Below are 24,557 nucleotides of genomic sequence, written 5' to 3'. Positions count from 1 at the left end.
ATGACCCAGCAACGCGATGACCTCGGTCGCGAACTAGCAAGAGTGGCGATCTTCGCCGCGCTCATCATCGTTCTCGGCATGGTGACGGTGCCGATTCCCGGCGGTGTGCCGATCACCGCGCAGACATTGGGGGTCATGCTCGCCGGTGCGGTGCTCGGACCCCGACTGGCTCCGCTCTCGATTCTTCTGGTGATCGCTCTCGCGGCGATCGGACTGCCCGTCCTCGCCGGTGGGCGCGGCGGCCTCGGTGTCTTCGTCGGCCCGACCGCCGGATATCTGCTCGGGTGGGTGGCAGGTGTCATCGTGATCGGTCTCATCGTGGGCCGCGGTCGGCTCAGCTGGTGGCGAATCGCCCTCGGCGTCGTCGTCGGAGGCATCCTGGTGGTGTATCTCTGTGGGATCCCCGTGACAGCGCTCGTTCTCGGGCTCGAACTCGGCCCGACCGCGCTCGCGAGTCTGGTGTTCCTCCCCGGCGATCTACTCAAGGCGGCCGCGGCGACGGCGCTCGTTCTGGCGCTGCGACGCGCGTACCCCCGGGCGTTCGCCGCGCGTTCGATCGCAGCGCCCTCATCCGTCCGTGCGATCTGAGACCGCGGTCGGATCGATCTCGCTCGACGGTGTCGCCGTCGAGAGGGAAGGGCGGGCGATCCTGCGCGACGTGAGTGTCGAGCTCACGGCGCAGAGGATCGCGGTGATCGGCGCGAACGGGTCGGGCAAGTCCACCTTCGCGCGTCTGCTGAATGGCCTCGTGCTGCCGGATGCAGGGCGAGTCACGGTTCACGATCTCGATTCGCGGCGGGACACGAAGGCTCTTCGACGTAGGGTCGGTTTCGTCTTCACCGACCCTCAGTCGCAGATCCTGATGCCGACGCCCGCTGAGGATCTCGCGCTCTCGCTGCGCGGTTCGCCCCGCACGGAGATCGCCAGCCGGGTGGCCGGGGCACTCGCCGAGCACGGGCTGACCGACAGGGCGGACGTGCCCGCGTCCGACCTGTCCGGCGGTCAGAAGCAGCTGCTGGCTCTCGCGTCGGTTCTGATCACCGAGCCGCGCCTGATCGTGGCCGATGAGCCGACCACGCTGCTGGATCTGCGCAACTCCCGAAGGGTCTCCGACCTGCTGCTGGCACTGCCGTCGCAGGTCGTCATCGTCACCCACGACCTCGACCTCGCGGCGAGATGCGACCATGCGGTGCTCTTCGACGCGGGTTCGCTCCTCGCAGCGGGCACCCCGGACGACGTGATCGCCGAGTACCGCGGGCGGTGCGGATGATCCAGTCGTACCGGCCAGGAGCCAGCATCGTCCACCGGATGTCGGCGGGGCCTAAACTCGCGCTCTTCGCGGTACTCGCGCTCGTGTCGTCCGCGTACCCGCATGACGGGTGGAGCGTCACCGTCTCGCTCGTCGTCGTGTGCACGCTCTATCTCCTCGCCGGGCTTCCGGTGAGGGTCCTGATCGCCGAGATGTGGCGGCTGCGCTGGCTCGTGCTGGTTCTCGCGACGGCGCTGTGGATCTTCGTGTCGCCGCTGACCGCGTGGATCAGCACGAGCAGGGTCGCGTCGCTGCTCCTGCTGGCTGCGCTTCTCACGATCACCACCCGGATGGGTGATCTGCTCGCCGTTCTGCATCGGATGCTGCGGCCGCTGCGTCGGCTGGGTGTCGATGCCGATGCGGTCGCCATGACGATCTCGCTGACGCTCACGATGATTCCGGTGGTCGCCGGATTCGCCCATGCTGTGCGGGAGGCGCAGCGTGCTCGCGGAGTTCGTCTGGGCCTTCGAACCACCGTGCCGCTGATGGTCAGGACGCTACGCCACGCGGACGAGGTCGGCGACGCTCTCGCCGCCCGCGGTCTGGTGTGATCGGCGTGCGAGGCGTTGGGAGAGCAGCATTCCGCCGACGGCGAGTGCGGCCGTCAGAACCGTCGTCCCTGCGACGAGAAGCAGCACGACCGAGGCGACGCCGAGTGCGGCTGCGATCGCGATCCGGCGAGTCGAGTCAGCGGCTGGTGGGGACGGCTGCATCTCGACGCGCGTGAACGCCACCGCGATCGCCGCGGTGAGAGTCAGCGCGGCAGCGAGCCAGAGCGGGCGAGACACCCACCACGCGAGGGTGCTCGGCTCCGGCAGCGCGATGCCGCTGCTGAGCGAGGCCATGGCGCAGATCCCGGCCATGGCGAGCAGCGTCGGCATGTGCCACAGGTAGATCGTCATGGTGCGTCTGTTGACGAACGCGGCGAGTGCGGCCGGGGCTGGGCGGCGGCTGAACGCATCGATGCGATCGCGGAGAAGCGAGACGGCGCTCAGGTGCACGACTCCGACGAGAAGCAGGGCACCTGTGGGCGGGTTGATGTTGGCGATGAGGTCAGGGGAGTAGACGCCGGTGGTGAAGGCACCGACGAGTGTGATCGACGCGGAAGCTCCCGCGATCGCGCGTGCTCGTCGGCTCAGTCCGTCGATCGTGCCATCGGCGAGGAAGAAGCCGATCTGCTGCAGCGCGAGCCAGACGAATGCGAGATTCAGGAAGCCCACCCACTCGAATCCGGTGATCGCCCGGAGCGCGTCGACGGCGAGCGCAGCCGCGACCAGCGAGGCCACCGTGATCAGCGGCTTCCGGGCGTGAGCCTTCGCGAGTGCAGGAAGAAGCGCCTGGCACCCCAGGAAGACGGCGAGGAACCACAGCGGCTGGCTGTAACGGAAGCCGGCGACGGCGATGATGTCGGCCGGGACGCCGGCGATGCTCAGCGCCGCGAGCGCCGCGCCCACGATCCCGATGGCGAACAGGGCCGGCCGCAGCAGCCGGTCCACCCGGGCGGCGATGAAGGAGGCCGCGGCGCCGCCGCGCGCCTGCGTGCGCCGGAAGGAGATGTAGCCGGCGAACCCGCCGATGATGAAGAAGAGCGGCATCACCTGGAGCACCCAGCTGACGGGCACGATCCACCACGATCCATCGCTGGCGTTCGCGAACACCGGGCTGCCGTCGACGACGGTGACTCCGACCATGATGGCGTGGAGGAGCACGACTCCCGCGACGCAGACCGCACGCAGGAAGTCGATCGCGGTGTCGCGACCTGCCGGCAGCGGGTCTCGAAGTGCGGTGAGGGATGGTGCCTCGACGATGGCCATGAAGTCCTCCTCGGATGGGGTGTCCGAGGAGCGTATGAACGCGGTGCCGTGCGGGGGATCACCCCCAGGGCTGGTTCGCACCCCTACCGGGGTGTGATCCTGGCGAGGCTCAGGATGCGGGTTCGACCAGGCCGGCGTCGTACGCGAGGATCACGGCGTGCACACGGTCGCGGAGTCGGAGCTTCGCCAGCACCTTGCCGACGTGTGTCTTCACGGTCTGCTCGGCGATGAACAGATCGGCGGCGATCTCGCTGTTCGATCTGCCACGCCCGATGAGCACGAGCACCTCTCGCTCTCGGTCGGTGAGCTCGGCCAGCGAGGTTGCGGCTCGCGGTGTCCGCGGCCGCCGCCCTGCGAACTGCTCGATCATGCGCCTCGTCACGCTGGGGGCGAGCAACGCGTCGCCGCCGGCGACCACGCGCACGGCGTGGACGAGTTCTTCGGGAAGAGCGTCTTTCAGTAGGAACCCGCTCGCCCCGGCCTCGAGCGCGTCGTACACGTAGTCGTCGATGTCGAAGGTCGTGAGCATGAGGATCCGCGGCACATGGGCTGCGGGGTAGCCGGGACCGAGGATGCGACGGGTCGCCTCGATGCCGTCGACCTCCGGCATCCGCACGTCCATCAGGATGACGTCCGGATCGAGCCGCGCGGCGAGAGCGACGGCCTCGGCGCCGTTGGCCGCCTGCCCGGCGACACGGATGCCGTCGTGAGCGTCGAGGAGCGCGGCGAATCCGGCGCGCACCATGGCCTGGTCATCGGCGATGAGGACGCTGATCGTCACGGGGTCTCCTCGGGGTGCTCTGGGGTGTTGTCCCGCGGGGGTGCGTCTCTGAGCGGCAGCGAGGCGATGACTTCCCAGCCGCCGCCCGTCGTGGGGCCCGCGTCGAACGAGCCGCCCAACAGCTCGACGCGCTCGCGCATGCCGCGCAGCCCGTATCCGCCGCCGGGAGACGCGGGTGAGCCCGGGGCGCGGTCGTTGCGGACGCGGATTCCGACGGCGTCGGGGTCGGCCTGCACGCGCACCGTGACGGCGGCACCCGATGCGTGTCGCACCGCGTTGCTCAACGCCTCCTGAGCGATCCGGAAGGCCGCGATCTGGACGGCCTGCGGCGCATCCGTCACGGAACCCGTGATCTCCAGGCCGACGGTCACTCCGGCTCGACGGATGGTGTCGACGAGGGCCGGGATGTCGTCGATGCCCTGCTGCGGTGCGAGCTCGGCCGTCTGGTCTTCGGTGCGGAGAACCCCGAGCATCCGTCGCATCTCGGTCAGCGAGGTGCGCGCCGTGGCCGCGATGCTGTCGAACTCCACGGACGCGGCATCTCCGATCTCGGGCAACCGGTAGCGTGCGGTCGACGCCTGCACCTGGATCACGGACATGCTGTGCGCGATCACGTCATGCAGCTCGCGAGCGATGCGGGTGCGCTCCTCGACGAGAGCTCGTCGTGATTCCTCGAGGGCGGAGTGCTCGCGCTCGCGGGTGAGCTCGGCAGACACCCGAACGCGTCCGGCGACGAGGACCGCCACCAGGAACATCGCCGCGGCCAGGGAGGTCGTGACGATGAGGTCGGCGGTGACGCTGCCGGCCGTCTCGGGAGTGGCGACGACTTCGGGGCGCAGCAGAGGCGCCGTGAGGGAGAGCAGAGCTCCGATGGACAGGGGGAAGACGCCCGCTCTGGCCCCGTGCACGAAGGTCACGACGCCGACCAGGATCACGAACGTCAGCAGCGCGGGCACAGACCACGGCCAGGGGGCCTCCGTCGCGAGAGCCGGGACGACGAGAAGCGGAAGCGTGAACGCCGCAGCGCAGAACAGCGCGATCGCCCAGCGCGGGTGACGCAGCGACATCAGTGGTGCGGCGCACAGAGCGGCACCGAGGATGAACGAGAGCGGCAGCGAGGTGCCGTACAGCACGGTCTGCACCGGCACGAGCACCGAGAACAGCACGAGGCTCGCAGCGCCGAGCGCCGTGAGCGCGGCGGTGCGACGGCTGATGCGGGGAGCGCGCTCGGTGCGCGGCCGACGACGTGCCATGTCTGTCATCCTGCCAGTTGCAGAACACGGGTGCGTCGCCGACGGGATGCCGTGACGCGGTCGATCACCAGCCCGATGACGAGAGCCACGGCGATGCCGATGCCGGCGCTCACGAGTGGCTGGTCCTTGATCCAGGAGCCCGCGAGAAGTCCGATGGCGAGGCTCAGGGCGCTCCAGCTGATGCCTCCCACGATGCTCAACGGGAGGAACCTCCGCCAGGGAAAGCGCAGGGCACCGGCTGACATGTTGACGGCGACGCGGCCGACCGGGATGTACCGGGCGCCCAGAATGAGCGCCGCACTGCGGTGCGCGAGTGCTCTCTCTGCATGAGCGAATGCGGAGGCGACTCGCGGACGGCGCATCCATGCCCACCGGGTCGTGCCCAGCCTGCGGCCGAGGGCGAACGCGATGTTGTCGCCGATAGTCGCCCCCACAGCGGCGATGAGGCCGAGGGGCAGCAGCGTCCAGAACTCACCGGTCGACGCGAGTACCGCGGCGGCTGCCACGAGGACTGTCTCGCTCGGCACCGGCGGGAAGAAGCCGTCGATGATCGTCACCGCGAGCAGCACGGCGTACAGCCAGGGAGAGGCGACGGTCTGCAGGATCAGCTCGTTGATAACATCCACCTCAGAAGGCTAGGAAGCAGGTGGCTGGTGGGGCATCACCCTGAGGTATCGACCGCGTCCCTCTGGAGAGGTAGATCCGACGATCGCCCGACCGAGGTCTGGGCGACCACCGTGCACGGCCTGCTGGTCGACGACCAGACCCGGTGCGAGCACTATCAGGGTCCGCTCGACGTCATCGCCCTCAAGTTCGCGTGCTGCCGCGACTGGTACCCGTGCCACCTGTGTCACGCGGAGCTCGCCCGGCACGATGCGCGCCGGTGGTCGACGGACGAGCGTTCGACGCAGGCGGTGCTCTGCGGCGTCTGCGGTTCGCTGCTGAGCATCGACGCCTACCTCGAGACATCGGAGTGCCCGACGTGCTCGGCGGTCTTCAATCCGGGCTGCCGGCTGCATCACGATCTGTACTTCGACTGAACACACAGCCGGGCGATCTATACTGGGAGTTTGGCCCCTCGGCCTGAATCCCCTTGAACGAACGGACATCCCGCTGTGCTTGCCGTGCACGAACTCGAGATCCGCGTGGGCGCACGCCTCCTGATGGAGAACGTGTCGTTCCGCGTGAGCGACGGAGACAAGATCGGTCTCGTCGGCCGCAACGGTGCAGGCAAGACCACGCTCACCAAGGTGCTCGCCGGTGACGTTCTGCCGTCGGGCGGAAGCGTGACCCGCTCGGGCCAGCTCGGCTACCTGCCGCAGGATCCGCGATCGGGCAACCCCGAAGACCTCGCCCGCACGCGCATCCTCGACGCCCGCGGACTCGGCCAGCTCAACCTCGGGATGAGCGAAGCCGCACTCGCGATGGGGTCGGACGACCCCGCGGTCGCCGACAAGGCGATGAAGCGCTACGCGCGTCTCACCGAGGAGTTCGAAGGTCAGGGCGGGTACGCGGCCGAGGCTGAGGCAGCCTCCATCGCGAACAACCTGTCGCTGCCCGACCGCATCCTCGACCAGCCGCTCTCGACGCTGTCCGGTGGTCAGCGCCGTCGTATCGAGCTGGCCCGCATCCTCTTCTCCGATGCGGAGACGATGATCCTCGATGAGCCGACCAACCACCTCGACGCCGACAGCGTCGTGTGGCTGCGCGAGTTCCTCAAGAACTACAAGGGCGGGCTGATCGTGATCAGTCACGACGTCGAGCTCGTCGGCGAGACCGTCAACCGGGTGTTCTACCTCGACGCGAACCGCCAGATCATCGACACCTACAACATGAACTGGAAGAACTACCTGCGTCAGCGGGTGGCCGACGAGGAGCGCCGCAAGAAGGAGCGCGCCAACGCCGAGAAGAAGGCCACGACCCTGCAGCTGCAGGCGGCCCGCTTCGGGGCGAAGGCGTCGAAGGCCGCCGCCGCTCATCAGATGATCGCGCGTGCCGACAAGCTGCTCGCCGGACTCGATGACGTCCGCCAGGAAGAACGCGTCGCCAAGCTGCGCTTCCCGAAGCCCGCACCGTGCGGCAAGACCCCGATGATGGCGACCGGACTCTCGAAGTCCTATGGGTCACTCGAGATCTTCACCGACGTCGACCTCGCGATCGACCGCGGATCCAAGGTCGTCGTGCTCGGACTCAACGGTGCAGGAAAGACGACGCTGCTGCGCATGCTCGCGGGCGTCGACCAGCCTGACACCGGTCAGCTCGAGCCCGGACACGGTCTCAAGGTCGGGTACTACGCGCAGGAGCACGAGAACCTCGATGTGAATCGTTCGGTGCTCGAGAACATGGTCTCGGCTGCTCCGCACATCACCGAGATGGAAGCGCGCAGAGTGCTCGGCTCGTTCCTGTTCACCGGGGATGATGTGCTCAAGCCCGCCGGGGTGCTCTCCGGCGGTGAGAAGACGCGTCTCTCGCTGGCGACGCTCGTGGTCTCGTCCGCGAACCTGCTGCTGCTCGACGAGCCCACCAACAACCTCGACCCCGCATCGCGCGAGGAGATCCTCGGCGCGCTCGCGCACTACGAGGGAGCAGTCGTGCTCGTCTCGCACGACCCGGGTGCGGTGCAGTCGCTCAACCCCGAGCGCGTTCTGATCCTCCCCGACGGCGTCGAAGACCTCTGGAGCCAGGAGTACCAGGACCTCATCGAGCTCGCCTGATCCTTCGCCCCTCGTGGCATAGTCGAGAGCGTGACGTACGACGAACATGACTTCGACACCGCCCAGCTCAACGAGTGGCTGAAGGGTCGGCACGCTCTCACCGGGCGAGCCCCCGACTGGGATCTCAGCGCGCTTTCTGACGACCCGAGCGCGCTGTTCGCCACGTGGCTACGCGCAGCGGCTGAGGCCGGAGTGGCTGAGCCGCACACGGTGACCCTCGCGACCGTGGATGCCGACGGACTGCCCGACGCTCGCACCCTCATCCTGAAGCGGATCGATGAGCGAGGCTGGGCGTTCGCCAGCACGAGGTCGTCCCGCAAGGGCGCGCAGCTGGCTGCCTCGCCGGGCGCGGCCCTGAACTTCTGGTGGCAGCCGCAGGTGCGCGCGGTGCGGGTGCGCGGCCGTGTGGAAGAAGCGACTGCCGAGGAGAGCGCCGCTGATCTCGCGGCGCGCTCCCCGGCCGCGCGGGCGGAGGTCGCCGACGGCGACTGGGTGCTGTGGCGGATCGTCCCCACTCGGGTCGAGTTCTGGCAGGGATCGAGAGACCGCCGTCACACGCGGGTGGTCTTCGACGCTGTCGACGACGGATGGAGCCGCTCGATCATGGGCGGCCCGGCAGATCAGAGGTCGGAAGGGCGAAGGGCATGAGCGGATACCAGGTGATCGAGATCGGTGCTCTCGACGAGTGGCGCGCACATCATGGCGGGTTCGACCAGGCGCGCTCGCGCGACGGCCGTCGAGTCGTCGATCATGAGCTGACGATGCAGTACATCGGCCTCACCGCGAACGCCCTCGAACCGGGGGAGGAAGCCGGCTACTGGCATGTCCATTCGCAGGTCGAGGAGCTCTACGTGTTTCTCGACGGGCGCGGGCAGATGGGACTCGACGACGAGGTCGTGGAGGTGGGCCCGGGAACGGTGATCCGCGTGGGACAGGGCGTCGCGCGTACCTGGCGCGCTCGGTCCGACAGTCCGGGAGAGCTGCGTTGGCTCTGCATTCGAGCCGGAGGAGAACAACTTCCGCATCTCCCCGACGACAGTTCTCGCCTCTCCGAGAAGCCGATGCCCTGGCGGGATTGATCCGTGGCCGAGCTCCTGCCGCCGCGTCCGTCATCACCGCCGGCTTTCTCGGATGACTTCACTCGGGGGCTCGATGCGGAGAAGTGGGTTCCGCACTACCTGCCGCACTGGACTGTGCCCGAGCGCTCCGCAGCGCGATTCGCTTTCGTCGAGGGCGGACTGCAACTCCGGATCGAGCACGATCAGCTCGACTGGCGCCCGGACGACGCGCCGCTGCGGGTCTCGAATCTGCAGACGGCGACGTACTCCGGTCCGGTCGGATCGACCGCCGGCACGCATCGCCACCGCGACGACGGACTCGTGGTCGAGACGCATACGCCGCCTCGACTGCTCTTCACACCCTGTCGCGGGCGGATCGACCTCACGGTTGCCGCGGGCACCGACGAAGGATGCATGCTCGCGGCGTGGCTGGTCGGTACCGAACACCTCTCCGAGACGGACGCCGGCGAGATCTGCATCTTCGAGATCGACGCCTCAGCTGTCGGGAGCACGACGCGGGTACGAACGGGCATCAAGTCGCACCACGACACGAGGTTGACGACCGACATGGTCGAGGTGACCCTCCCGTTCGATGCCCGGAGGCCGCATACCTGGACCGTGATCTGGGGCGATGGCGAGACGATCATCGGATGTGAGGGGCGGGTGGTGCGCCGCTTCGCTCAGGCACCGGACTATCCCATGGTCCTGATGATCGACCTCTTCGAGATCGGCGGGCCCGCAGGCGCGTACCCCAAGACCGCCGTCATCGGCGAGGTGACGGCCTGGGACTGACGCGACTCAGCGGGCGTCGAGCAGCTCGTCCTCGACGTCGGCGTCCTTGTCGCGCCGCCGAGTCGTCTTCACCGGTGCGGGCATTCCCTCGACCTCTTCACGGTGCTTCACGATCTCGGTCCGGATGATGTACCCGATGAAGACGAAGCCCATCAGCGCGAACAGGATCCATTGGATCGCGTAGGACAGGTGCGGTCCCGGGTCGTCGGTGGGTGAGTCGAAGCCGCCGAGGGTCCCGTCGCCGGGTGGAGTCTCGCTGACGATCTGCCCGTACGCGCTCGTGATGACGTCTCCGTCGACCAGCTCGGCGATCGAGGGGAGGTTGATCGTCGGCACCTGCCCGTCGGGAGCACCTCGCCCCGAGGCCGGGAGCTGCTCACCCGGGCGCAGGCGCACGATGACCTCGACCTCTCCGGGCGGAGGAGCCGGAACGAAATCCGGGGAGTCGCCGTCGCCCGGCGGCACCCATCCGCGATCGACGATGAACACACGGCCGTCGACGTCGCGGAAGGGCACCAGGACCTCGAACGCGCTCGTGCCGCCGTGCGGGCGGTTGCGCACCAGCAGCTGATCATCGGCGATGTACTCGCCGTTCAGCACCACGGGATGCCACACGTCACCGGGATCGAGCACTCCGTCGTCGCCGATGAGATCGGCGAGAGGGACGGGATCGGCGTCGTAGTTCTTCTCCACGAGCTCGATCTGCTCAGATCGCGTCTCATTGCGCTCGAACTGCCAGTTCGACAGGAACGCGCAGGCGATCGCGAATCCGATCGCGATCAGCACGTATACGGTCCATCTACCCATCCGGGCACTCACGAGGGCACACCATCTCTCACTGTCACGGGGAAGTCCCTGGCCGCCAGGTAGTCACGGAGGAAGCCGACGTGCTCATCGCACGCGAGCCAGATCTTCTCACGGTCGGCCGCGTGGATACGCGGATTGCGCCACACCACCTGCATGGTCGCCGCGTTCCGGCATCCGGCGCGCGAGCACTCCAATCCACTCACTCGCGATCCTGGCGGCTCTCGTGGATGGTGATGATGCCAGGAGCTGGGGTCTCGTCGACCGGGAACGTCGGAGTCGCGGCCGGAGCCTCCAACTGCTGCACCGGGGACTCTGCCGTGGTCTCCGTGCTGTCGCTGCCCGCGTTCGCGAAGACGACGGCGATGTAGGGGAGCACCGCGGCGGCCAGCGCGAACACCCAGGTGTACCAGCCGTAGGGCTGCACGAACATCATCAGGGCGAAGCAGACGATGCGGATGGTCATCGTGAGCGCGTATCGGCGCACGCGGTGGTCAGCCTCGTCTTTCGGCGACTGCGGAAGCGAGGTGACAGCAGGGACCAGGGGCTTGCTCTTCACGATGAGTCCAGCCTACGCCGCCGCGGGCTCCGCGGCTCGCCCGTCTGCCGCTAGGCGGAGAAGAGGAACGGCAGCGTGAAGGCGCCGAAGAAGAGGAAGCCGATCACCGTCATGACGATGCCGACGACCAGGACCGCGACCATGATGTACCCCATGATGAGGCCAGCGAAGGCCATGCCGCGGCCGCCGATCGCCGGGTTCTCCTTCGTCTGTCGCAGCGCCATGTGGCCGGTGATGACGGCCACGATCGACGCGAGCAGCGGCACCACCGCCCAGAAGAGGACGACGCCCGCGATTCCGCAGATCAGCGAGGTGATCGCGAGTCCGCTGGCGGGGCGAGGAGCGGCGTAGGGCACCGCGCCGTAGTTCGGATATCCGGCGCCAGGCTGACCCGGTGCGGACGCCGCCCCGTAGTACGGCGGCTGGGCGGCGGCGGCGTACGGCTGAGCCACCGCAGAGCCGTAGGGCTGCTGCGGGGCATACTGCGGCGGTTGTGGCGACGGGGTCGCGTACCCCTGCGAAGGAGCGACCGACGGCGCCGCACCGGGATACGCCTGGTACGGCTGCGCCGAGGGCGCCGCGGGAGCCGGCGGAGCCGGTGCGAGAGGCGGCGCCGGGGGAGTCGGCTGCTGTCCGTCCGCCGAGGTCGGGATGCTGTTGTCGCTCACGGTGATGCCTTTCGTCGGGTTCAGCGTTCCAGCCACGCGGCTGTTCTGTCAAACGTCGGCCCGAACGAGTCACAGCATCATCGGTAGGATCGATGACGACCCGGCCGCCGTACCCGCACCGGCCAGATCAGGAGTGGAAATGAGTTCTCGCGTCGTCCTCGTCACCGGTGGAAACCGCGGCATCGGCCGCGCGATCGCCGAACGATTCGTCAGGGACGGCTACCGCGTCGCCGTCACGGCTCGCAGCGGCGAAGGCCCCGAAGGCACTCTCACGGTGCGTGCAGACGTCACGGATGCCGCTGCGCTCGACGCGGCCTTCACCGAGGTCGAGCAGCAGCTCGGACCCGTCGAAGTCGTCGTGGCGAATGCCGGCATCACGAAGGACACCCTGCTGCTGCGGATGAGTGAGGACGACTTCGACAGCGTGGTCGCGACGAACCTCGGCGGCACCTTCCGCGTCGTGAAGCGGGCATCGAAAGGCATGCTGCGGGCTCGATTCGGCCGAGTCATCCTCATCTCCAGCGTCGTGGGCCTCTATGGCTCGGCCGGGCAGGTGAACTATTCGGCCTCGAAGAGCGCGCTCGTCGGCTTCGCACGTTCTCTCACGCGGGAGCTCGGCGGACGCGGTATCACCGCGAACGTCGTCGCCCCCGGATTCATCGAGACCGACATGACCGCTGAGCTTCCCGAGGAGACTCAGAAGCAGTACAAGGCGAACATCCCGGCCGGACGATTCGCGACGCCCGATGAGGTGGCAGGCGTCGTGACATGGCTTGCAGGCGATGACGCCGGGTACATCTCGGGTGCTGTCATCCCCGTCGACGGCGGTCTCGGCATGGGGCACTGACACTCCACCGTCGACGTACCGTCATCGGCGGGTGATCGCCGCATCGAGCAGCGCGGCGAGTCTGTTCGGTACCGAGAACTGAGGCCAGTGACCTGAGCCGATGCGCACGACCTCGGCATCGTCGATCGCACGGAACTCTTCGGCATACGGCCCCCACTGCTCGAGCTCGGACTCGAGAGTCTCCTCGTCGAGACCTCCCATGAGCAGCGTCACCGGCACCCGGTGCCGCGCACCGGGGCCGAGCTCGATCTCATCGGTGGGCACGCGCGCTGGCACGCTGTGCGTGAGCGGTGCGGTGCGCGCACGGGTCGCCTCGTCGAGGTCGTCGACGTCTTCCGCCGGGAAGAACTCCCATCCGGGGAACGGGACGACGCCGTCGACGATCTCGAACTCGCTGATGCCGAATCCGGACGGCGGCGGCACGGTGTCGACGAATATCACCCGCGAGACGCGGTCGGGCCGCGCATCGGCCACGCCCCAGGCGACGTTGCCGCCGCCGCTGTGACCGACGACGACCACGGGCGCGGCGACGGCGTCCACGGCGGCGACAGCGGCGTCGACCCAGTCGGCGATGCCGATGTCAGCGGACTCGGCGGCCGGGAGGTCCACGCCCGGCATGGTCAGCGGATGCACGGTGTGCCCTGCGCGTTCGAGATCGGTGGTCACTTCGCTCCAGCTGGACGCATCGAGCCAGAGACCGGGGATGAGGATGATGTCCATGCGCCCGAGGGTAGACGGGGCATCGGACATCCGCTAGGGCAGCAGCGAGATGACCTCGGAGAGATCCTGCGGTCCGATGACGAGGCTCGCAGTCTCGCGCACGGCGGGCTTCGCGTTGAACGCCAGTCCGAGTCCCGCGACCGCCATCATCTGCAGGTCATTGGCTCCGTCGCCGATGGCGATCGTGGCGTGGCGGGGAACTCCGAGCTCGTCCGCCCACTCCAGCAGCGAGGCGGCCTTCACGGCGGCATCGACGATCTCGCCGTCGACCCGACCCGCCAGAGCACCGTCGACCACCTCGAGTCGATTGGCGCGCCAACGGTCGACACCGAGCCCCGGTGCGACATCGTCGAGGATCTCGTGGAATCCGCCTGACACGACCCCGACGACACCCCCGCGCTGATGCACGGCGGCAGTGAGCTCACGCACGCCCGGAGTCGGCTCGATCCGGGCGAGCACTCGAGCGAAACCCGAGACAGGAACGCCTTCGAGAGCTGCGACGCGTGAGCGCAGGCTCGTGGCGAAGTCGATCTCGCCGCGCATCGCGGCCTCGGTGGCTGCCTGCACCTCGGCGCCGCGTCCCACCTCGTCGGCGATCAGTTCGATCACCTCATTGCGGATGAGGGTGGAATCGGCATCGAGGACGACGAGGAATCGAGCGGCGGTCACGCCTCTGAGCCTATCGACCGCAAGGCGCGGGTCGGTGCACGGCGGTCTTCGGCCGACATCCTCAGCGATCGATGAAGAGCCCCTTGCCCACCACAGTGATGCCGGATTCGGTCACGGTGAAGCCTCGCGCGAGATCGCGTTCGCGGTCGACGCCGACGGTCGCGCCGTCGGCGAGCACGACGTTCTTGTCGAGGATGGCTCGATGCACCCGGGAACCGGCGCCGACTCTCACTCCGTCGAAGACGACCGAATCGGTGATGGTCGAGCCGCCGCCGGCGAGAGTCCACGGGCCGACGACGCTGCGCTCGAGATGGGTGCCCGAGAGCACGGATCCGAGGGACACGATCGAGTCGATCGCGTTGCCGATACGCCCGACGGAGTCTCGCACGAACTTCGCGGGCGGCGAGTTCACGGCCTGTGAGTGGATGGGCCACTCCATGTTGTAGAGGTTGAAGATGGGCAGCGTGGAGATCAGGTCCATGTGCGCGTCGAAGAAGGAGTCGATGGTGCCCACGTCACGCCAGTAGGAGCGGTCGCGCGGGGAGGACCCCGGGACGTCGTTGCGCTTCATGTCGTAGTAGCCGGCCTCGCCTCGATCGACGAAGTACGGCACGATGTCGCCGCCCATGTCATGACCGGAGGTGGGGGACTCGCCGTCTGCCTCGACCGCGGCGATCAGCGCGTCGGCATCGAAGATGTAGTTGCCCATCGAGGCGAGCACCTCGTGAGGGGAGTCCTCGAGCCCTGCGATGTCGGTCGGCTTCTCGAGGAACTGCTTGATGCGGCCCGACTCGGTGTCGGCGTCGATCACACCGAACTGAGACGCCATCGCGAGCGGCTGGCGGATGCCGGCGACGGTGGCCTTCGCGCCCGACTCGATGTGCGCGTCGAGCATCTGCCGGAAGTCCATGCGATAGACGTGGTCGGCACCGATCACCACGACGATGTCGGGCTTCTCGTCGTTGATGAGGTTGAGGCTCTGCAGGATCGCGTCGGCCGAGCCGGAGAACCAGCGCTTTCCGAGACGCTGCTGCGCGGGCACGGAGGTGACGTACGAGTCGAGCAGCGCCGACATGCGCCAGGTCTGCGAGATGTGACGGTCGAGGCTGTGCGACTTGTACTGCGTGAGGACGACGATCTGTCGCAGACCCGAGTTGATGAGGTTCGATATCGCGAAATCGATCAAGCGATACTGTCCGCCGAAAGGCACTGCAGGTTTTGCTCGGTCGCCCGTGAGGGGCATGAGACGCTTTCCCTCGCCGCCGGCGAGGATGATGCCGAAGATCTTCTTTGGTGCGGACATGCACCCACAATAGATGTGATTCGGCTCGGCTAACTAGCATCTGGACAAGTGAGTCACTACCGTCTAGACATGCGCGTCGAGATGATCACGAAGGAATACCCGCCGGAGATTTACGGAGGTGCCGGTGTGCACGTCGCAGAGCTCGTCACGGCCCTGCGGCAGAATATCGATGTACAGGTTCGTGCCTTCGGTTCTCCCCGAGATGAGGCGGGTACTTTCTCCTATCAGGCCCCGTCGGAGTTGGCCTCGGCCAATGCCGCTCTGCAGACGCTCGGGACCGATCTCGAGATCGTGGCGGCCATCTCCGACGCCGACCTCGTGCACAGCCACACCTGGTACGCGAACTTCGCCGGACACCTCGCCTCGCAGCTGCACGGCATCCCTCACGTGCTCACCGCCCACAGTCTCGAGCCGCTGCGCCCGTGGAAGGCCGAGCAGCTCGGCGGAGGGTACGCGGTGTCGAGCGGCATCGAGAAGCTCGCCTACGAGAACGCTGCGGCGGTGATCGCGGTCAGCGCCGGCATGCGCGAAGACATCCTGCGCAGCTATCCCTCCGTCGACCCCGCCCGGGTGCGTGTGATCCACAACGGCATCGACGTCGAGCGGTGGCGTCCGGTGCAGAACCCCGCGTTCCTCGAGTCGGTGGGTATGGACCCGACTCGACCGTCTGTCGTCTTCGTCGGTCGGATCACCCGTCAGAAGGGTCTGCCGTACCTCCTGCAGGCCGCTCGTCTGCTGCCGCCGGAGGTTCAGTTGATCCTCTGCGCCGGCGCACCGGACACCCCCGAGATCATGGCGGAGGTGCAGGAGGGCGTGCGGCTTCTCCAGCAGACCCGTGAGGGGGTCATCTGGATCGATCGGATGCTGCCGCGCGACGAGCTCTCGGCGATCCTCACAGCGGCCACGACCTTCGTATGCCCGTCGGTGTATGAACCGCTGGGCATCGTGAACCTCGAGGCCATGGCGTGCGGTGCTGCTGTCGTGGGCACGGCCACCGGGGGCATCCCCGAGGTCGTCGACGACGGTGTGACAGGGCGTCTCGTGCCGATCGAGCAGCTGCAGGACGGCACAGGGACGCCGGTCGACCCCGAGCGCTATGTCGCCGACCTCGCGAGCGTGCTCACCGAGGTGACGTCCGATCCGGAGCAGGCTCGCGCCTACGGCGCGGCCGGTCGGGAGCGCGCGCGCGACGAGTTCAGCTGGGATGCGATCGCCGACACCACGCGCGCGCTCTACGCGGAGCTGACCGCCTGAGCCGATAGGCTGGAGGCATGTCGATCGCCTTGGAATTCACCGACGTCGTCGTGCGCCGCGAGGGGCGCGACATCATCGATCACGTGACCTGGCAGGTCGACGATGATCAGCGGTGGGTGATCCTCGGACCCAACGGCGCCGGCAAGACCACTCTGCTCCAGCTGGCGGACACGCTGATGCATCCGACCTCCGGAGCGGTCACCGTGCTGGGGGAGACCCTCGGTCGAACCGACGTGTTCGAACTGCGGCCCCGCATCGGCTTCGCCTCGTCGGCGATGGCGAAGCGCGTGCCGCGCGACGAGACCGTTCTGAACACGGTGCTCACGGCGGCGTACTCCGTTCTGGGGCGCTGGAACGAGAACTACGAGGACATCGACGAGCGCCGCGCGCTGCGTGTGCTCGGCGACTGGCGTCTCGACCACCTGGCTGATCGCACGTTCGGAACCCTGAGCGACGGCGAGCAGAAGCGCGTCCAGATCGCCCGGGCCGTGATGACCGACCCCGAGCTGCTGCTGCTCGACGAGCCGACGGCCTCGCTCGACCTCGGTTCGCGCGAGGAGCTGCTCGCGCTCCTGAGCGGCTATGCCTCGTCGCCGACGACACCCGCGATGCTGATGGTCACGCATCACGTCGAGGAGATCCCGGTCGGTTTCACGCACGTGCTGCTCATGCGCGAGGGGCGCATCGTGGCAGCCGGACCTATCGCCGATACCCTGACCGCCGATACGTTGACCGAGACGTTCGGAATGCCGATCGTTCTGAGCCGCGACGAGGGCCGCTACGCGGCCCGCGCGGCATCCTGACGCGGATCTGATAGAATCGATCCTTGGTGCTCTCTGCACCGCAGACTTCCCTCGTCCCTGGCACAATCCAGGGCAGCAACTAAGGAATCCCATGAAGACTGACATTCACCCCGTGTACAAGGCAGTCGTGTTCCGCGACCTCGGCTCGGGCGAGACGTTCCTCACCCGTTCGACTGTCTCCAGCGACAAGACGATCGAGCTCGACGGCGTCGAGTACCCCGTCATCGACGTCGAGATCTCGTCGGCATCGCACCCGTTCTACACGGGCAAGCAGCGCATCATGGACTCGGCCGGCCGCGTCGAGAAGTTCAACCAGCGCTTCAAGGGCTTCGGCGGATCGAGCAAGTAACGATCACCGCGTTCGAAGGCCCCGTGTTCCTCGGAACACGGGGCCTTCGTCGTCTCATCCCGGTGGATCGCGGGGTCAGATGTCGATGATGATGCGTTCCCCGTCGATCCTGCCGGGCGGGTCGCCGGGAGCGGGCGCCGGTGCGGTGCGCTTCGTCTGGCGATCGCGCTCCATCCCGGCCTCGTGTGCCGACGGCATCCAGATCGCGTCGAACGAACCGCCCAGTCCGCCGCCTGCGCTCTCGTACTTCTTCTCGAGCGGCGCCTTCGCGTAGACCGCGACGATCACCACGACGATCGCGATCACCACGACGAGGAGGATCGCGATCGTGAGCAGCATCCCGAGTGCGTCGGCCATGAGACCAGGCTATTCGGCCGTCGCCGCCTCGGCATCCGTCTGCAGGAGTATTCCGGCGGAGATGCTCAGCGGATGCGTCGTCCGTGCGCGAGGTCGATGAGGTGCGTCAGCACAGGGCCGGAGCGCACGCCGTTGTGCTCGTGCTCACTGGTCACCCAGAGCTCGACGCCGGGCAGCAGGCGTGCGGTCTCGAGTGAGAACTCCATCGGGACATAGACGTCGTTCACATAGACGGCGGCCGCGCCCGTCGCACCGGAGGCGGCGATGGCGACCTCGTTGTAGATCCGGGGCCACTCGAAGTCCGCCAGCGCGAGCGTGACGTCTCGCCACGGCTGGAAGGCGGGCACGGTCTCGGTCCATTCGCGGCGGACGTGCTCGCCCGTGAACAGTGTGACGTCGTCGCGGAAGTCCTGCGGCTCTGTGCGTTCCGCCGACCAGCGTGTGGCGTGCCCGCTCGCGTAGCTCGATTCGTGGAACGCGAAGTAGAGCGGGTTGCGGCCGCCGTACGGCATGGCGTGCATCAGATCATGGCGGAACGCGTTCGACGCGGGATCGCGCTCGAGCAGCGACCATACGGTCTGCCAGCCGTCATTCGTGCCGAGCGCCGAGCCCACGGAGCGCAGGCGTGACGGCGAGACCACTTCGCCGTCGGGAAGCACGATCTCGCCTGCCGCGGCCCGGTCGACCAGGCGGCGCATGACGTCGCGGTGCTCGGGGAACCGGCGGTAATACCGCTCGGAGGCGGCGCGCATCTTGTCGTAGCAGAGCGCGTAGACCTCGTCGGGGTGCCGGTCGACGGTGCTGAGTCCGCCGGTGATGAAGACATCGGCGAGCGAGTCCGAATCGGTGGACAGGTAGGCCAGGGTCGTGAATCCCCCGAAGGACTGGCCGAGCACGCTCCACGTCTCCGCGCTGAGGTGCTCGCGCATCGCCTCGCAGTCGCGGACGATCGCATCGGCGCGCAGATGCGTGAGGTACTCGGCGACCGCAGCGGAGCCGCGCTCGAGATCGGCATCGCCGACCGGCGTCGAGAGTCCGGTGCCTCGCTGGTCGAGCATCACGACCCGATAGTGCGCGAGGGCCTCGTCGAGCCAGGCGGGGGACGTCGACGAGTGGAACGGCCGAGGGGCCTCGTGGCCCGGCCCGCCCTGCAGGAAGACCAGAAAGGGGAGGCGTTCGCCTCCTTCTCGTGTGACGACCCGCGCGAAGATGTCGATCGTGCGGGTGTCTGTCGGATCTCCCCACACGAGCGGGACGGTCAGTGTGTGCTCTTTGACTGTCAGGTCGAGGAGGCGGCGGATGGTTGTCGTCATGTCACATCACATTCCCGATGTAGGAGTACTTGACGAAGACCTCCGAGGCGATGTCCGCCTCGTCGAGCACGCCCTGCACTGCGTTCATCATGTAGTTCGAATCCCAGCCCATGTAGAGGTGGTGGGTGTCGTCCAGCTGATCCCACTGCCCCTTCCAGGCCATCGAGTCGTAGATCGGGCCGCCGTGGGTGGCGCAGTACGACACGGCGGCATCGCGGGTGTCCGTCCACGCGCGACGGAAGACGCGGTTGAAGAGGTGTTTGACGTCGAAGACCTCCCAGCGCTCTCCGCGGTACTCGACATACTCGAACTCGCGCTCCCACCCGGCCGGCCACCCGCGCCGACGCACCGCATCGAGGATGGGAGTGAGCCCGTCGTCGTCGATCTCGGGCAGTGCGGGGCGGGCCCAGATCCTCAGCAGATCGGCGGTGAGCCGGATCGTGCGCTGAGAGATGGCCGCCGTTCCCCACGTCTCCGTGGCAGCGAGTGCACTGGTCTCGGGGACGGAGCTGCGAGCATACGCCGCGTCCCGTTTCACGGAGTACGACTCTCCGAAGACCCGCTCTGCGAGGGACTGCTCGAGCAGAGTGAGATTGCCGAGTGTCGGGGCCAGCGCGCGATGCGCGTTGCGCTCGTCGTCCGAGTAGTCGATCCACGGACGCTGGCCGTCGCCCGACCAGCTGTCGCTGGGGACTGTGGGCACGATGTGCTCCACATCGAACTCGTCAGGGTCGTCGACTCCCTCGAGCCGCCCGAGGACATAGGCCGGATGTGGCAGCTCGCTGTACTTCAGCACGGCGCTGACGCGCTCGTCCGACGGCGTGATCCGGGCGAACGCTCGAGCCAGTGCCTCTCTTCCGTTCGCGCGCGCTCGGCAGAGGCGGGCCACGAGTCGCTCGTTGGGCAGGTTCACGAGCGTGCGCCGCAGATACATCGCCTGGATCCACTCGAGCGTCTCGACGAGCTCGTCGCGGCCGATGAGCCCGCGGCTGTGATCGCTGTAGACGCTGAGGGCCAGCGGATAGGCTGCGCGGCCGAAGGTGTTCACGTATCGCAGCTGCCGAGCGATCTCGGGGTCGCGCTCGAGAGACGGGTCGAGCAGTATGCCGTAGATCTCGGCGTAGTGGCGCCAGACCTCGGCATCCGCCTGCAGGTGATCGAGGTCGACGCGGGGGAAGGACTGTCGGAACGCGCTGTAGACACCGTGCTCGCCGTTGGCCGCCACCTCGCGCCCCGTCGTCATCACGAGGTAGTGCCGCCAGAACGCGCCGATGGTCTCACCGGTGTGCTGCTCGATCGGGAGCCAGAACCGCGCCTCGACGTCGAGCTGCTCGGCGTGGGTCAACCCCATCAGCATGTAGTTGTGGATGAGCTCGTGATCGCGCAGCGGCTCGCCGGTGGAGTTCAGGCTCTCGAAGATCTGCTGCGCGTTCGCGTCGGCACCGAGGGTGATCGAGACGTGCTCGAGCTTCTTCAGACCCGCCCAGATCTGCGGCGCCTCGTCGGCGTGCACCTGGCTGCGGAAGAACGCGTAATTGTCATCGAAGCGCGATTCGCGCTCTGCCTGGACATCGCGCTCCAGCACCACGGACTCGTACAGCTCGGCCCACGCGTCGTGAGGGCGCAGCTTGGTGCGATCGGGGTCGTCCGGGCGCACGAGCACCCGGTCGAGGTCGGCGGCGAGCAGGGGATCGGAGTCCTGAACCGCATGTCGGAGCGCTGCGACCAGCAGCATCAGCGTCGTGATGCGCTGCTGGCCGTCGATCAGCACGAGGTCGGTGTCGGCCTCGCTGTCGTCGGCGGCCGAGAGGATCGACCCGATGAAGTGACGGTGCGACGAGTCTTCGCGGGCGACGGCCCGGACGTCGGAGAGCAGCTGCTCGCAGCCGCCGATGTCCCACCGGTACTGACGCTGGTACACCGGCACGACGATGGTCGTGGAGTCCTCTGCGAGCCACTCGATCGTGTTGACAGCTGTCGCCTCGACGTTGGTCGCAGTGCTCATGCTGGTGTCTCGTCCTCCCGTAACGCCGTGCGCCGAGGAGTCGCCAGGCGCCCGATTCAGTCTATTCGCTTATTCACGGCGGCCCTCGGCGGCGCTCCAGAAGTGCCCTGTTAGGCTTGCCTTATCAGGGCCTGTTAAAACGTGCTGGCCCCCGATGAAAGGATCTGGTTCAGATCATGGGATACATCAAGTCCGCTGCCCTCGAAGACAAGGGCTTCGTCGTTCTCGACAGCTACAACCAGGAGCTCGACCCCAAGGAGTGGCTCGACATCGAGTACAACGACTGGAAGTCGTCGGGTGACACCCGCTTCGCCCCTCTCGCCAGCGCCAAGGGCGAGATCGAGTGCAACGGCTTCTGGAACCACAAGCCGCCGCGCACCGACAAGGACGGCGTCTGGATCGACTCGCAGACCGCCAAGGCCCCCAACCTCACGCGTCGCGCGCAGGAGCCCGGTGCCAACGTCGGTCGCTGCCGCGTCATCGAGCTGCAGCCGACCCCGTACGGCGAGTGCCTCTACAACCTCCACCAGGACGACAACAACCGTCTGAACCCCGACGGCACCGGCTGGGTCGTCCGCGGGTTCTTCAACCTCAGTGACGACAAGGACAGCTTCTTCGTCCTGCGCGAGAACCGCACCGACCCGAGCATCGAGTACCGCATCGCTCTGCCGGCGGGCGCTCAGCTCATCGTCGACACGCAGCGTCTGTGGCACGCCGCGACCCACGTGGGCACGGAGCCGCGCTACTGCCTCATCACGTCGTGGACGTCCGGCCCCGAGCTCGACGCCTACATCGAGAAGTACCACGGCACGCAGGACGTGCCGAACGTCGAGGTCCCGCAGGAGGTTCTCGAGGCCGGATACGCCGAGCAGGCCCGCCGTGACGCCGCCCGCGCCGCGTACTACGCCGCAAAGGGACAGCAGGTCAAGCAGGCCATGAGCGAGGCGTGATCCTCGTCTGATCAACGGCCGTTCGCGGTCTGAAGGCCCCGGTCCCGCGTGACCGGGGCCTTCGTCGTGTGAATCACATGCTTGTGATTTCGCCTGGTCTGGGCGAGAATAGCCCCACAACCGCATATTCACGCCAGTTCTCGTTGTTTCAGGTCGTTGGGGAAGACGCACCTGATGAAACGGAGAGATCATGGCGACGGCTTACGCACGCGGAGTGGTGTTCATCCACTCTGCACCTCGCGCGCTCTGCCCGCACCTGGAATGGGCGGTCGGTCGCGCTATCGGTCGCGCAGTGAACTTCGACTGGAGCGACCAGCCGGTGCTCGACGGCGCTCGTCGCGCCGAGTTCTACTGGGACGGCCCGGTCGGCACGGGTGCCGCTCTTGCAACCGCGATCCGCGGGTGGGAGCATCTCCGTTTCGAGGTCACCGAGGATCCCACACCCCGCAGCGACGGCGGACGCTGGCTGCACACGCCCGACCTCGGCATCCACTATGCGCAGACGGATGCCGCGGGAAACATCGTCGTGGGCGAGGACCGCATCCGCTATGCGATGGAGATCGCCGCAGGCAGCGCGACCGAGCTGCAGCGTGAGCTCGACATCGCGCTCGGCTCCGCCTGGGACGACGAGCTGGAGCCGTTCCGTCACGCGAGCGACGACGCCCGCGTGGTGTGGCTGCACAAGGTCGGCTAGGCGGACCCACAGACCTGGAACGGGAAGGCGCGAGTATCGGATGCCGGTGAGCGATCCCGGACGCTGAGAAGGCGAATCCCCGTTCCACAGATGACGAAGACCCCGTCCCGAACATCCGGGACGGGGTCTTCGTCTGTCAGATCACGGCCGAGCGGGGCATCTCGGCCCCGGCCGCGCGGCCCCCCGTCATGACGTCCTCCCACGCGAGTCTCAGTCGCCCCATCGCCTCGGCGGTGCGCTCAGGCGGCAGGGTGATCGGAATCCGCAGGCGCCTCTCGAGCACGCCGCCCGTAGAGAACCGCGGCCCCGGCGGAAGGATCAGTCCGTGAGCACGCGCGGCCAGCGACAGGGCGGTCGACACGGGGGCGCCGAGGTCGAGCCAGGCGGAGAGTCCGCCTCTCGTGGGTGGCATGGAGATGGTCTCGAAGGAGCCGAGTCCTGCCGCCACGGCTTCGCGGCCGGCATACAGGCGTGTCGCGACATGCGCGGTGAGCGCCGGCATCTCCTGCAGCAGCTCGACGGCGATGCACTGTTCGAGCAGCGCGGTGCCGAGCTCGAACGAGGGACGGGTGGCGAGCAGACGGGTCATGACCGAGCGGTCCGCCCGGATCCAGCCTATGCGCATGCCTCCCCAGGCGATCTTCGACATCGAGCCGACGGTGATCACATGCGGGCTGAAGGCGGAGAAGGGAAGCGGGGTCCAGTCGCGATCGATGTCGAGCTCGGCGGTCGTCTCATCGACGATCAGGTGTGTGCCGACGCTCCGTGCCGTGGCCGCGATGCGCGTCCGCTCGGCGTCGGAGAGCGTGGCCCCCGTGGGATTGTGGAAGTCGGGGATCAGATACGCGAGGTGGGGGCGTCCGCGCAGCAGGGTGTCGGTGAGATGGCCCTCGTCCCATCCCGTGACATCGACCGGCGTCGGCAGCAGCCGGTACCCGTGGCGGTGGAGCGCCTCGAGCGCATGCGGGAAGGTGGGCTGCTCGACGAGCGCGCGCTCGCCCCGCCGGCCGATCGAGGCGAGCACCAGATTGAACGCGTTGAGCGCGCCGGACGTGATCATGATCTCGTCCGCATCGGTCGGCACTCCGCGCTCGATGAAGCGCTGCGCGACAGCCTCCCGCAACTCGTGGAGCCCTTGCAGTGAATAGCCGCTGGTGCCGCGCATGGCGGCGAGCCGAGGGAGTGACCGCACTGTCGCGTCGTACAGCCCAGGCGTCGAATCCATCGACGCGATCGACAGGTCGATGGCCGACTCGTCTGCTGCGCCGCCGGCCGGGGCCGCGGTGTGCGGCAGAGTGACTCGGGTGCCGCCCCCGTGCAGACGAGAGACGTAGCCGTCGCGCTCGAGGAGGTCGTAGACACGGGTCGTGGTGGAACGCGACCGCCGCAGCTCGATCGCGAGCGATCGCTCGCTCGGCAGCCGCTCGCCCACGGTGAGTCGACCGTCGAGGATCAATGCGCGAATGTGCTCCGCGAGGGCCTTGGCTGTGGCGCCGGCGACGTTGTGGGCACCGAGCTGCTGGACGAGCCGTGAGGTCATG

Annotated in this window: 29 protein-coding genes; 14 read left to right on the top strand and 15 right to left on the bottom strand. The window is 67.7% G+C overall.

Going from position 1 to position 24,557, the window contains the following annotated elements:
- Genes MRBLMI13_RS05415 through MRBLMI13_RS05405 form a run of 3 tightly spaced genes read left to right on the top strand, consistent with a single transcriptional unit; the run spans window position 1 to window position 1,860 of the window.
- On the top strand, window positions 1–588 hold the full coding sequence (locus MRBLMI13_RS05415) for a biotin transporter BioY (protein WP_367819908.1): 588 nt from the start codon (window positions 1–3) through the stop codon (window positions 586–588).
- On the top strand, window positions 578–1,270 hold the full coding sequence (locus MRBLMI13_RS05410; RefSeq protein WP_311878704.1) for an energy-coupling factor ABC transporter ATP-binding protein: 693 nt from the start codon (window positions 578–580) through the stop codon (window positions 1,268–1,270). Before MRBLMI13_RS05415 ends, MRBLMI13_RS05410 begins: the two co-directional genes overlap by 11 nt.
- Complete coding sequence (locus MRBLMI13_RS05405) at window positions 1,267–1,860, top strand: energy-coupling factor transporter transmembrane component T family protein (protein ID WP_367819911.1); 594 nt, start codon at window positions 1,267–1,269, stop codon at window positions 1,858–1,860. The genes MRBLMI13_RS05410 and MRBLMI13_RS05405 overlap by 4 nt, the downstream gene beginning before the upstream one ends.
- On the opposite strand, the gene MRBLMI13_RS05400 is transcribed toward MRBLMI13_RS05405, so the two are convergent.
- From MRBLMI13_RS05400 to MRBLMI13_RS05385, 4 genes are all read right to left on the bottom strand, one after another.
- Window positions 1,807–3,123 (bottom strand): acyltransferase family protein, encoded by a 1,317-nt coding sequence (locus MRBLMI13_RS05400; RefSeq protein WP_367819913.1) that lies wholly within the window; start codon window positions 3,121–3,123, stop codon window positions 1,807–1,809. The genes MRBLMI13_RS05405 and MRBLMI13_RS05400 overlap by 54 nt on opposite strands.
- Window positions 3,124–3,232: 109 nt before the next feature.
- Window positions 3,233–3,904, bottom strand: coding sequence for a response regulator transcription factor (locus MRBLMI13_RS05395; RefSeq protein WP_309689113.1), 672 nt, complete (start codon window positions 3,902–3,904; stop codon window positions 3,233–3,235).
- Window positions 3,901–5,157: a sensor histidine kinase gene (locus MRBLMI13_RS05390; RefSeq protein ID WP_367819915.1), complete on the bottom strand. Its 1,257-nt coding sequence runs from the start codon at window positions 5,155–5,157 to the stop codon at window positions 3,901–3,903. The genes MRBLMI13_RS05395 and MRBLMI13_RS05390 overlap by 4 nt, the downstream gene beginning before the upstream one ends.
- A 5-nt stretch (window positions 5,158–5,162) precedes the next feature.
- Window positions 5,163–5,783 (bottom strand): DedA family protein, encoded by a 621-nt coding sequence (locus MRBLMI13_RS05385; protein WP_042537564.1) that lies wholly within the window; start codon window positions 5,781–5,783, stop codon window positions 5,163–5,165.
- Between the two features lie 27 nt (window positions 5,784–5,810).
- On the opposite strand from MRBLMI13_RS05385, the gene MRBLMI13_RS05380 reads away from it, so the two are divergent.
- The 5 genes from MRBLMI13_RS05380 to MRBLMI13_RS05360 all read left to right on the top strand — a co-directional run bounded on the left by MRBLMI13_RS05380 (window position 5,811) and on the right by MRBLMI13_RS05360 (window position 9,721).
- On the top strand, window positions 5,811–6,197 hold the full coding sequence (locus tag MRBLMI13_RS05380; protein WP_367819917.1) for a CHY zinc finger protein: 387 nt from the start codon (window positions 5,811–5,813) through the stop codon (window positions 6,195–6,197).
- 75 nt (window positions 6,198–6,272) lie between these two features.
- Window positions 6,273–7,871 (top strand): ABC-F family ATP-binding cassette domain-containing protein, encoded by a 1,599-nt coding sequence (locus MRBLMI13_RS05375; protein ID WP_042537558.1) that lies wholly within the window; start codon window positions 6,273–6,275, stop codon window positions 7,869–7,871.
- 30 nt (window positions 7,872–7,901) lie between these two features.
- Complete coding sequence (locus MRBLMI13_RS05370) at window positions 7,902–8,519, top strand: pyridoxamine 5'-phosphate oxidase family protein (RefSeq protein WP_367819919.1); 618 nt, start codon at window positions 7,902–7,904, stop codon at window positions 8,517–8,519.
- The gene (locus tag MRBLMI13_RS05365; RefSeq protein ID WP_367819921.1) at window positions 8,516–8,950 is read left to right on the top strand and encodes a cupin domain-containing protein; all 435 of its coding nucleotides are present in this window, start codon (window positions 8,516–8,518) and stop codon (window positions 8,948–8,950) included. The genes MRBLMI13_RS05370 and MRBLMI13_RS05365 overlap by 4 nt, the downstream gene beginning before the upstream one ends.
- Before the next feature lie 3 nt (window positions 8,951–8,953).
- Window positions 8,954–9,721 carry a hypothetical protein gene (locus tag MRBLMI13_RS05360; RefSeq protein WP_367819923.1) on the top strand — a complete coding sequence of 256 codons (768 nt, stop codon included), beginning with the start codon at window positions 8,954–8,956 and terminating at the stop codon, window positions 9,719–9,721.
- A gap of 6 nt (window positions 9,722–9,727) precedes the next feature.
- Here MRBLMI13_RS05360 and MRBLMI13_RS05355 read toward each other — a convergent pair whose 3' ends face one another.
- Genes MRBLMI13_RS05355 through MRBLMI13_RS05340 form a run of 4 tightly spaced genes read right to left on the bottom strand, consistent with a single transcriptional unit; the run spans window position 9,728 to window position 11,788 of the window.
- Window positions 9,728–10,528 (bottom strand): SURF1 family protein, encoded by an 801-nt coding sequence (locus MRBLMI13_RS05355; RefSeq protein WP_367819925.1) that lies wholly within the window; start codon window positions 10,526–10,528, stop codon window positions 9,728–9,730.
- Between the two features lie 8 nt (window positions 10,529–10,536).
- Window positions 10,537–10,731, bottom strand: coding sequence for a hypothetical protein (locus MRBLMI13_RS05350; protein WP_042537550.1), 195 nt, complete (start codon window positions 10,729–10,731; stop codon window positions 10,537–10,539).
- The gene (locus MRBLMI13_RS05345) at window positions 10,728–11,084 is read right to left on the bottom strand and encodes a DUF3099 domain-containing protein (RefSeq protein WP_367819927.1); all 357 of its coding nucleotides are present in this window, start codon (window positions 11,082–11,084) and stop codon (window positions 10,728–10,730) included. Before MRBLMI13_RS05345 ends, MRBLMI13_RS05350 begins: the two co-directional genes overlap by 4 nt.
- A gap of 50 nt (window positions 11,085–11,134) precedes the next feature.
- Window positions 11,135–11,788, bottom strand: a complete 654-nt coding sequence (locus tag MRBLMI13_RS05340; protein WP_367819929.1) for a DUF4190 domain-containing protein — start codon at window positions 11,786–11,788, stop codon at window positions 11,135–11,137.
- Between the two features lie 103 nt (window positions 11,789–11,891).
- Between MRBLMI13_RS05340 and MRBLMI13_RS05335 the strand changes: the two genes are divergently transcribed.
- The gene (locus MRBLMI13_RS05335; RefSeq protein WP_042537549.1) at window positions 11,892–12,599 is read left to right on the top strand and encodes a beta-ketoacyl-ACP reductase; all 708 of its coding nucleotides are present in this window, start codon (window positions 11,892–11,894) and stop codon (window positions 12,597–12,599) included.
- 21 nt (window positions 12,600–12,620) lie between these two features.
- Here MRBLMI13_RS05335 and MRBLMI13_RS05330 read toward each other — a convergent pair whose 3' ends face one another.
- The 3 genes from MRBLMI13_RS05330 to glgC form a co-directional block, all read right to left on the bottom strand.
- A complete protein-coding gene (locus tag MRBLMI13_RS05330) occupies window positions 12,621–13,319 on the bottom strand; it encodes an alpha/beta fold hydrolase (RefSeq protein ID WP_367819931.1) in 699 nt (232 codons plus the stop codon).
- Window positions 13,320–13,352: 33 nt separating this feature from the next.
- Entirely contained in the window at window positions 13,353–13,988 is a 636-nt protein-coding gene (gene serB / locus MRBLMI13_RS05325; protein WP_367819933.1) for a phosphoserine phosphatase SerB, read from the bottom strand.
- 61 nt (window positions 13,989–14,049) lie between these two features.
- A complete protein-coding gene (gene glgC / locus MRBLMI13_RS05320) occupies window positions 14,050–15,291 on the bottom strand; it encodes a glucose-1-phosphate adenylyltransferase (RefSeq protein ID WP_042537543.1) in 1,242 nt (413 codons plus the stop codon).
- A 69-nt stretch (window positions 15,292–15,360) separates the two neighbouring features.
- On the opposite strand from glgC, the gene glgA reads away from it, so the two are divergent.
- From glgA to MRBLMI13_RS05305, 3 genes are all read left to right on the top strand, one after another.
- Complete coding sequence (gene glgA / locus MRBLMI13_RS05315; RefSeq protein ID WP_042537541.1) at window positions 15,361–16,545, top strand: glycogen synthase; 1,185 nt, start codon at window positions 15,361–15,363, stop codon at window positions 16,543–16,545.
- Between the two features lie 17 nt (window positions 16,546–16,562).
- Complete coding sequence (locus MRBLMI13_RS05310; RefSeq protein WP_367819936.1) at window positions 16,563–17,348, top strand: ABC transporter ATP-binding protein; 786 nt, start codon at window positions 16,563–16,565, stop codon at window positions 17,346–17,348.
- Between the two features lie 91 nt (window positions 17,349–17,439).
- Window positions 17,440–17,697, top strand: coding sequence for a type B 50S ribosomal protein L31 (locus MRBLMI13_RS05305; RefSeq protein ID WP_042537536.1), 258 nt, complete (start codon window positions 17,440–17,442; stop codon window positions 17,695–17,697).
- Window positions 17,698–17,772: 75 nt separating this feature from the next.
- Here the strand turns inward: MRBLMI13_RS05305 and MRBLMI13_RS05300 are convergent, their stop codons facing one another.
- From MRBLMI13_RS05300 to MRBLMI13_RS05290, 3 genes are all read right to left on the bottom strand, one after another.
- On the bottom strand, window positions 17,773–18,054 hold the full coding sequence (locus tag MRBLMI13_RS05300) for a hypothetical protein (protein WP_042537534.1): 282 nt from the start codon (window positions 18,052–18,054) through the stop codon (window positions 17,773–17,775).
- A gap of 65 nt (window positions 18,055–18,119) precedes the next feature.
- A complete protein-coding gene (locus MRBLMI13_RS05295; protein WP_367819939.1) occupies window positions 18,120–19,367 on the bottom strand; it encodes an alpha/beta fold hydrolase in 1,248 nt (415 codons plus the stop codon).
- Between the two features lies 1 nt (window position 19,368).
- The gene (locus MRBLMI13_RS05290; RefSeq protein WP_367819941.1) at window positions 19,369–21,372 is read right to left on the bottom strand and encodes a DUF262 domain-containing protein; all 2,004 of its coding nucleotides are present in this window, start codon (window positions 21,370–21,372) and stop codon (window positions 19,369–19,371) included.
- A gap of 176 nt (window positions 21,373–21,548) precedes the next feature.
- Here MRBLMI13_RS05290 and MRBLMI13_RS05285 point away from each other — a divergent pair, with 176 nt between their 5' ends.
- Together MRBLMI13_RS05285 and MRBLMI13_RS05280 are read left to right on the top strand one after the other, a co-directional pair.
- Entirely contained in the window at window positions 21,549–22,322 is a 774-nt protein-coding gene (locus MRBLMI13_RS05285; protein ID WP_042537528.1) for a hypothetical protein, read from the top strand.
- Between the two features lie 190 nt (window positions 22,323–22,512).
- Window positions 22,513–23,016, top strand: a complete 504-nt coding sequence (locus MRBLMI13_RS05280) for a DUF3145 domain-containing protein (RefSeq protein ID WP_367819943.1) — start codon at window positions 22,513–22,515, stop codon at window positions 23,014–23,016.
- A 136-nt stretch (window positions 23,017–23,152) separates the two neighbouring features.
- Here MRBLMI13_RS05280 and MRBLMI13_RS05275 read toward each other — a convergent pair whose 3' ends face one another.
- Entirely contained in the window at window positions 23,153–24,556 is a 1,404-nt protein-coding gene (locus tag MRBLMI13_RS05275) for a PLP-dependent aminotransferase family protein (RefSeq protein WP_367819945.1), read from the bottom strand.
- Window position 24,557 lies beyond the last annotated feature (1 nt).

It is taken from the genome of Microbacterium sp. LMI13-1-1.1, assembly GCF_040815625.1.
GTDB classification, from domain to species: domain Bacteria; phylum Actinomycetota; class Actinomycetes; order Actinomycetales; family Microbacteriaceae; genus Microbacterium; species Microbacterium forte.
Note: the sequence above shows the minus strand (reverse complement) of the source record. Positions and strands in the feature narration are given on the sequence as shown.

Bases quoted from the DNA above. Each gene is read 5' to 3' on its own strand.
- MRBLMI13_RS05305 (WP_042537536.1), top strand. From the start codon at position 17,440: ATGAAGACTGACATTCACCCCGTGTACAAGGCAGTCGTGTTCCGCGAC.
- MRBLMI13_RS05310 (WP_367819936.1), top strand. From the start codon at position 16,563: ATGTCGATCGCCTTGGAATTCACCGACGTCGTCGTGCGCCGCGAGGGG.
- MRBLMI13_RS05290 (WP_367819941.1), bottom strand. From the start codon at position 21,372: ATGAGCACTGCGACCAACGTCGAGGCGACAGCTGTCAACACGATCGAG.
- glgA (WP_042537541.1), top strand. From the start codon at position 15,361: ATGCGCGTCGAGATGATCACGAAGGAATACCCGCCGGAGATTTACGGA.
- MRBLMI13_RS05335 (WP_042537549.1), top strand. From the start codon at position 11,892: ATGAGTTCTCGCGTCGTCCTCGTCACCGGTGGAAACCGCGGCATCGGC.
- MRBLMI13_RS05285 (WP_042537528.1), top strand. From the start codon at position 21,549: ATGGGATACATCAAGTCCGCTGCCCTCGAAGACAAGGGCTTCGTCGTT.
- MRBLMI13_RS05365 (WP_367819921.1), top strand. From the start codon at position 8,516: ATGAGCGGATACCAGGTGATCGAGATCGGTGCTCTCGACGAGTGGCGC.
- MRBLMI13_RS05280 (WP_367819943.1), top strand. From the start codon at position 22,513: ATGGCGACGGCTTACGCACGCGGAGTGGTGTTCATCCACTCTGCACCT.
- MRBLMI13_RS05405 (WP_367819911.1), top strand. From the start codon at position 1,267: ATGATCCAGTCGTACCGGCCAGGAGCCAGCATCGTCCACCGGATGTCG.
- MRBLMI13_RS05275 (WP_367819945.1), bottom strand. From the start codon at position 24,556: ATGACCTCACGGCTCGTCCAGCAGCTCGGTGCCCACAACGTCGCCGGC.
- MRBLMI13_RS05330 (WP_367819931.1), bottom strand. From the start codon at position 13,319: ATGGACATCATCCTCATCCCCGGTCTCTGGCTCGATGCGTCCAGCTGG.
- MRBLMI13_RS05415 (WP_367819908.1), top strand. From the start codon at position 1: ATGACCCAGCAACGCGATGACCTCGGTCGCGAACTAGCAAGAGTGGCG.
- MRBLMI13_RS05390 (WP_367819915.1), bottom strand. From the start codon at position 5,157: ATGGCACGTCGTCGGCCGCGCACCGAGCGCGCTCCCCGCATCAGCCGT.
- MRBLMI13_RS05400 (WP_367819913.1), bottom strand. From the start codon at position 3,123: ATGGCCATCGTCGAGGCACCATCCCTCACCGCACTTCGAGACCCGCTG.
- MRBLMI13_RS05295 (WP_367819939.1), bottom strand. From the start codon at position 19,367: ATGACGACAACCATCCGCCGCCTCCTCGACCTGACAGTCAAAGAGCAC.
- MRBLMI13_RS05300 (WP_042537534.1), bottom strand. From the start codon at position 18,054: ATGGCCGACGCACTCGGGATGCTGCTCACGATCGCGATCCTCCTCGTC.
- glgC (WP_042537543.1), bottom strand. From the start codon at position 15,291: ATGTCCGCACCAAAGAAGATCTTCGGCATCATCCTCGCCGGCGGCGAG.
- MRBLMI13_RS05355 (WP_367819925.1), bottom strand. From the start codon at position 10,528: ATGGGTAGATGGACCGTATACGTGCTGATCGCGATCGGATTCGCGATC.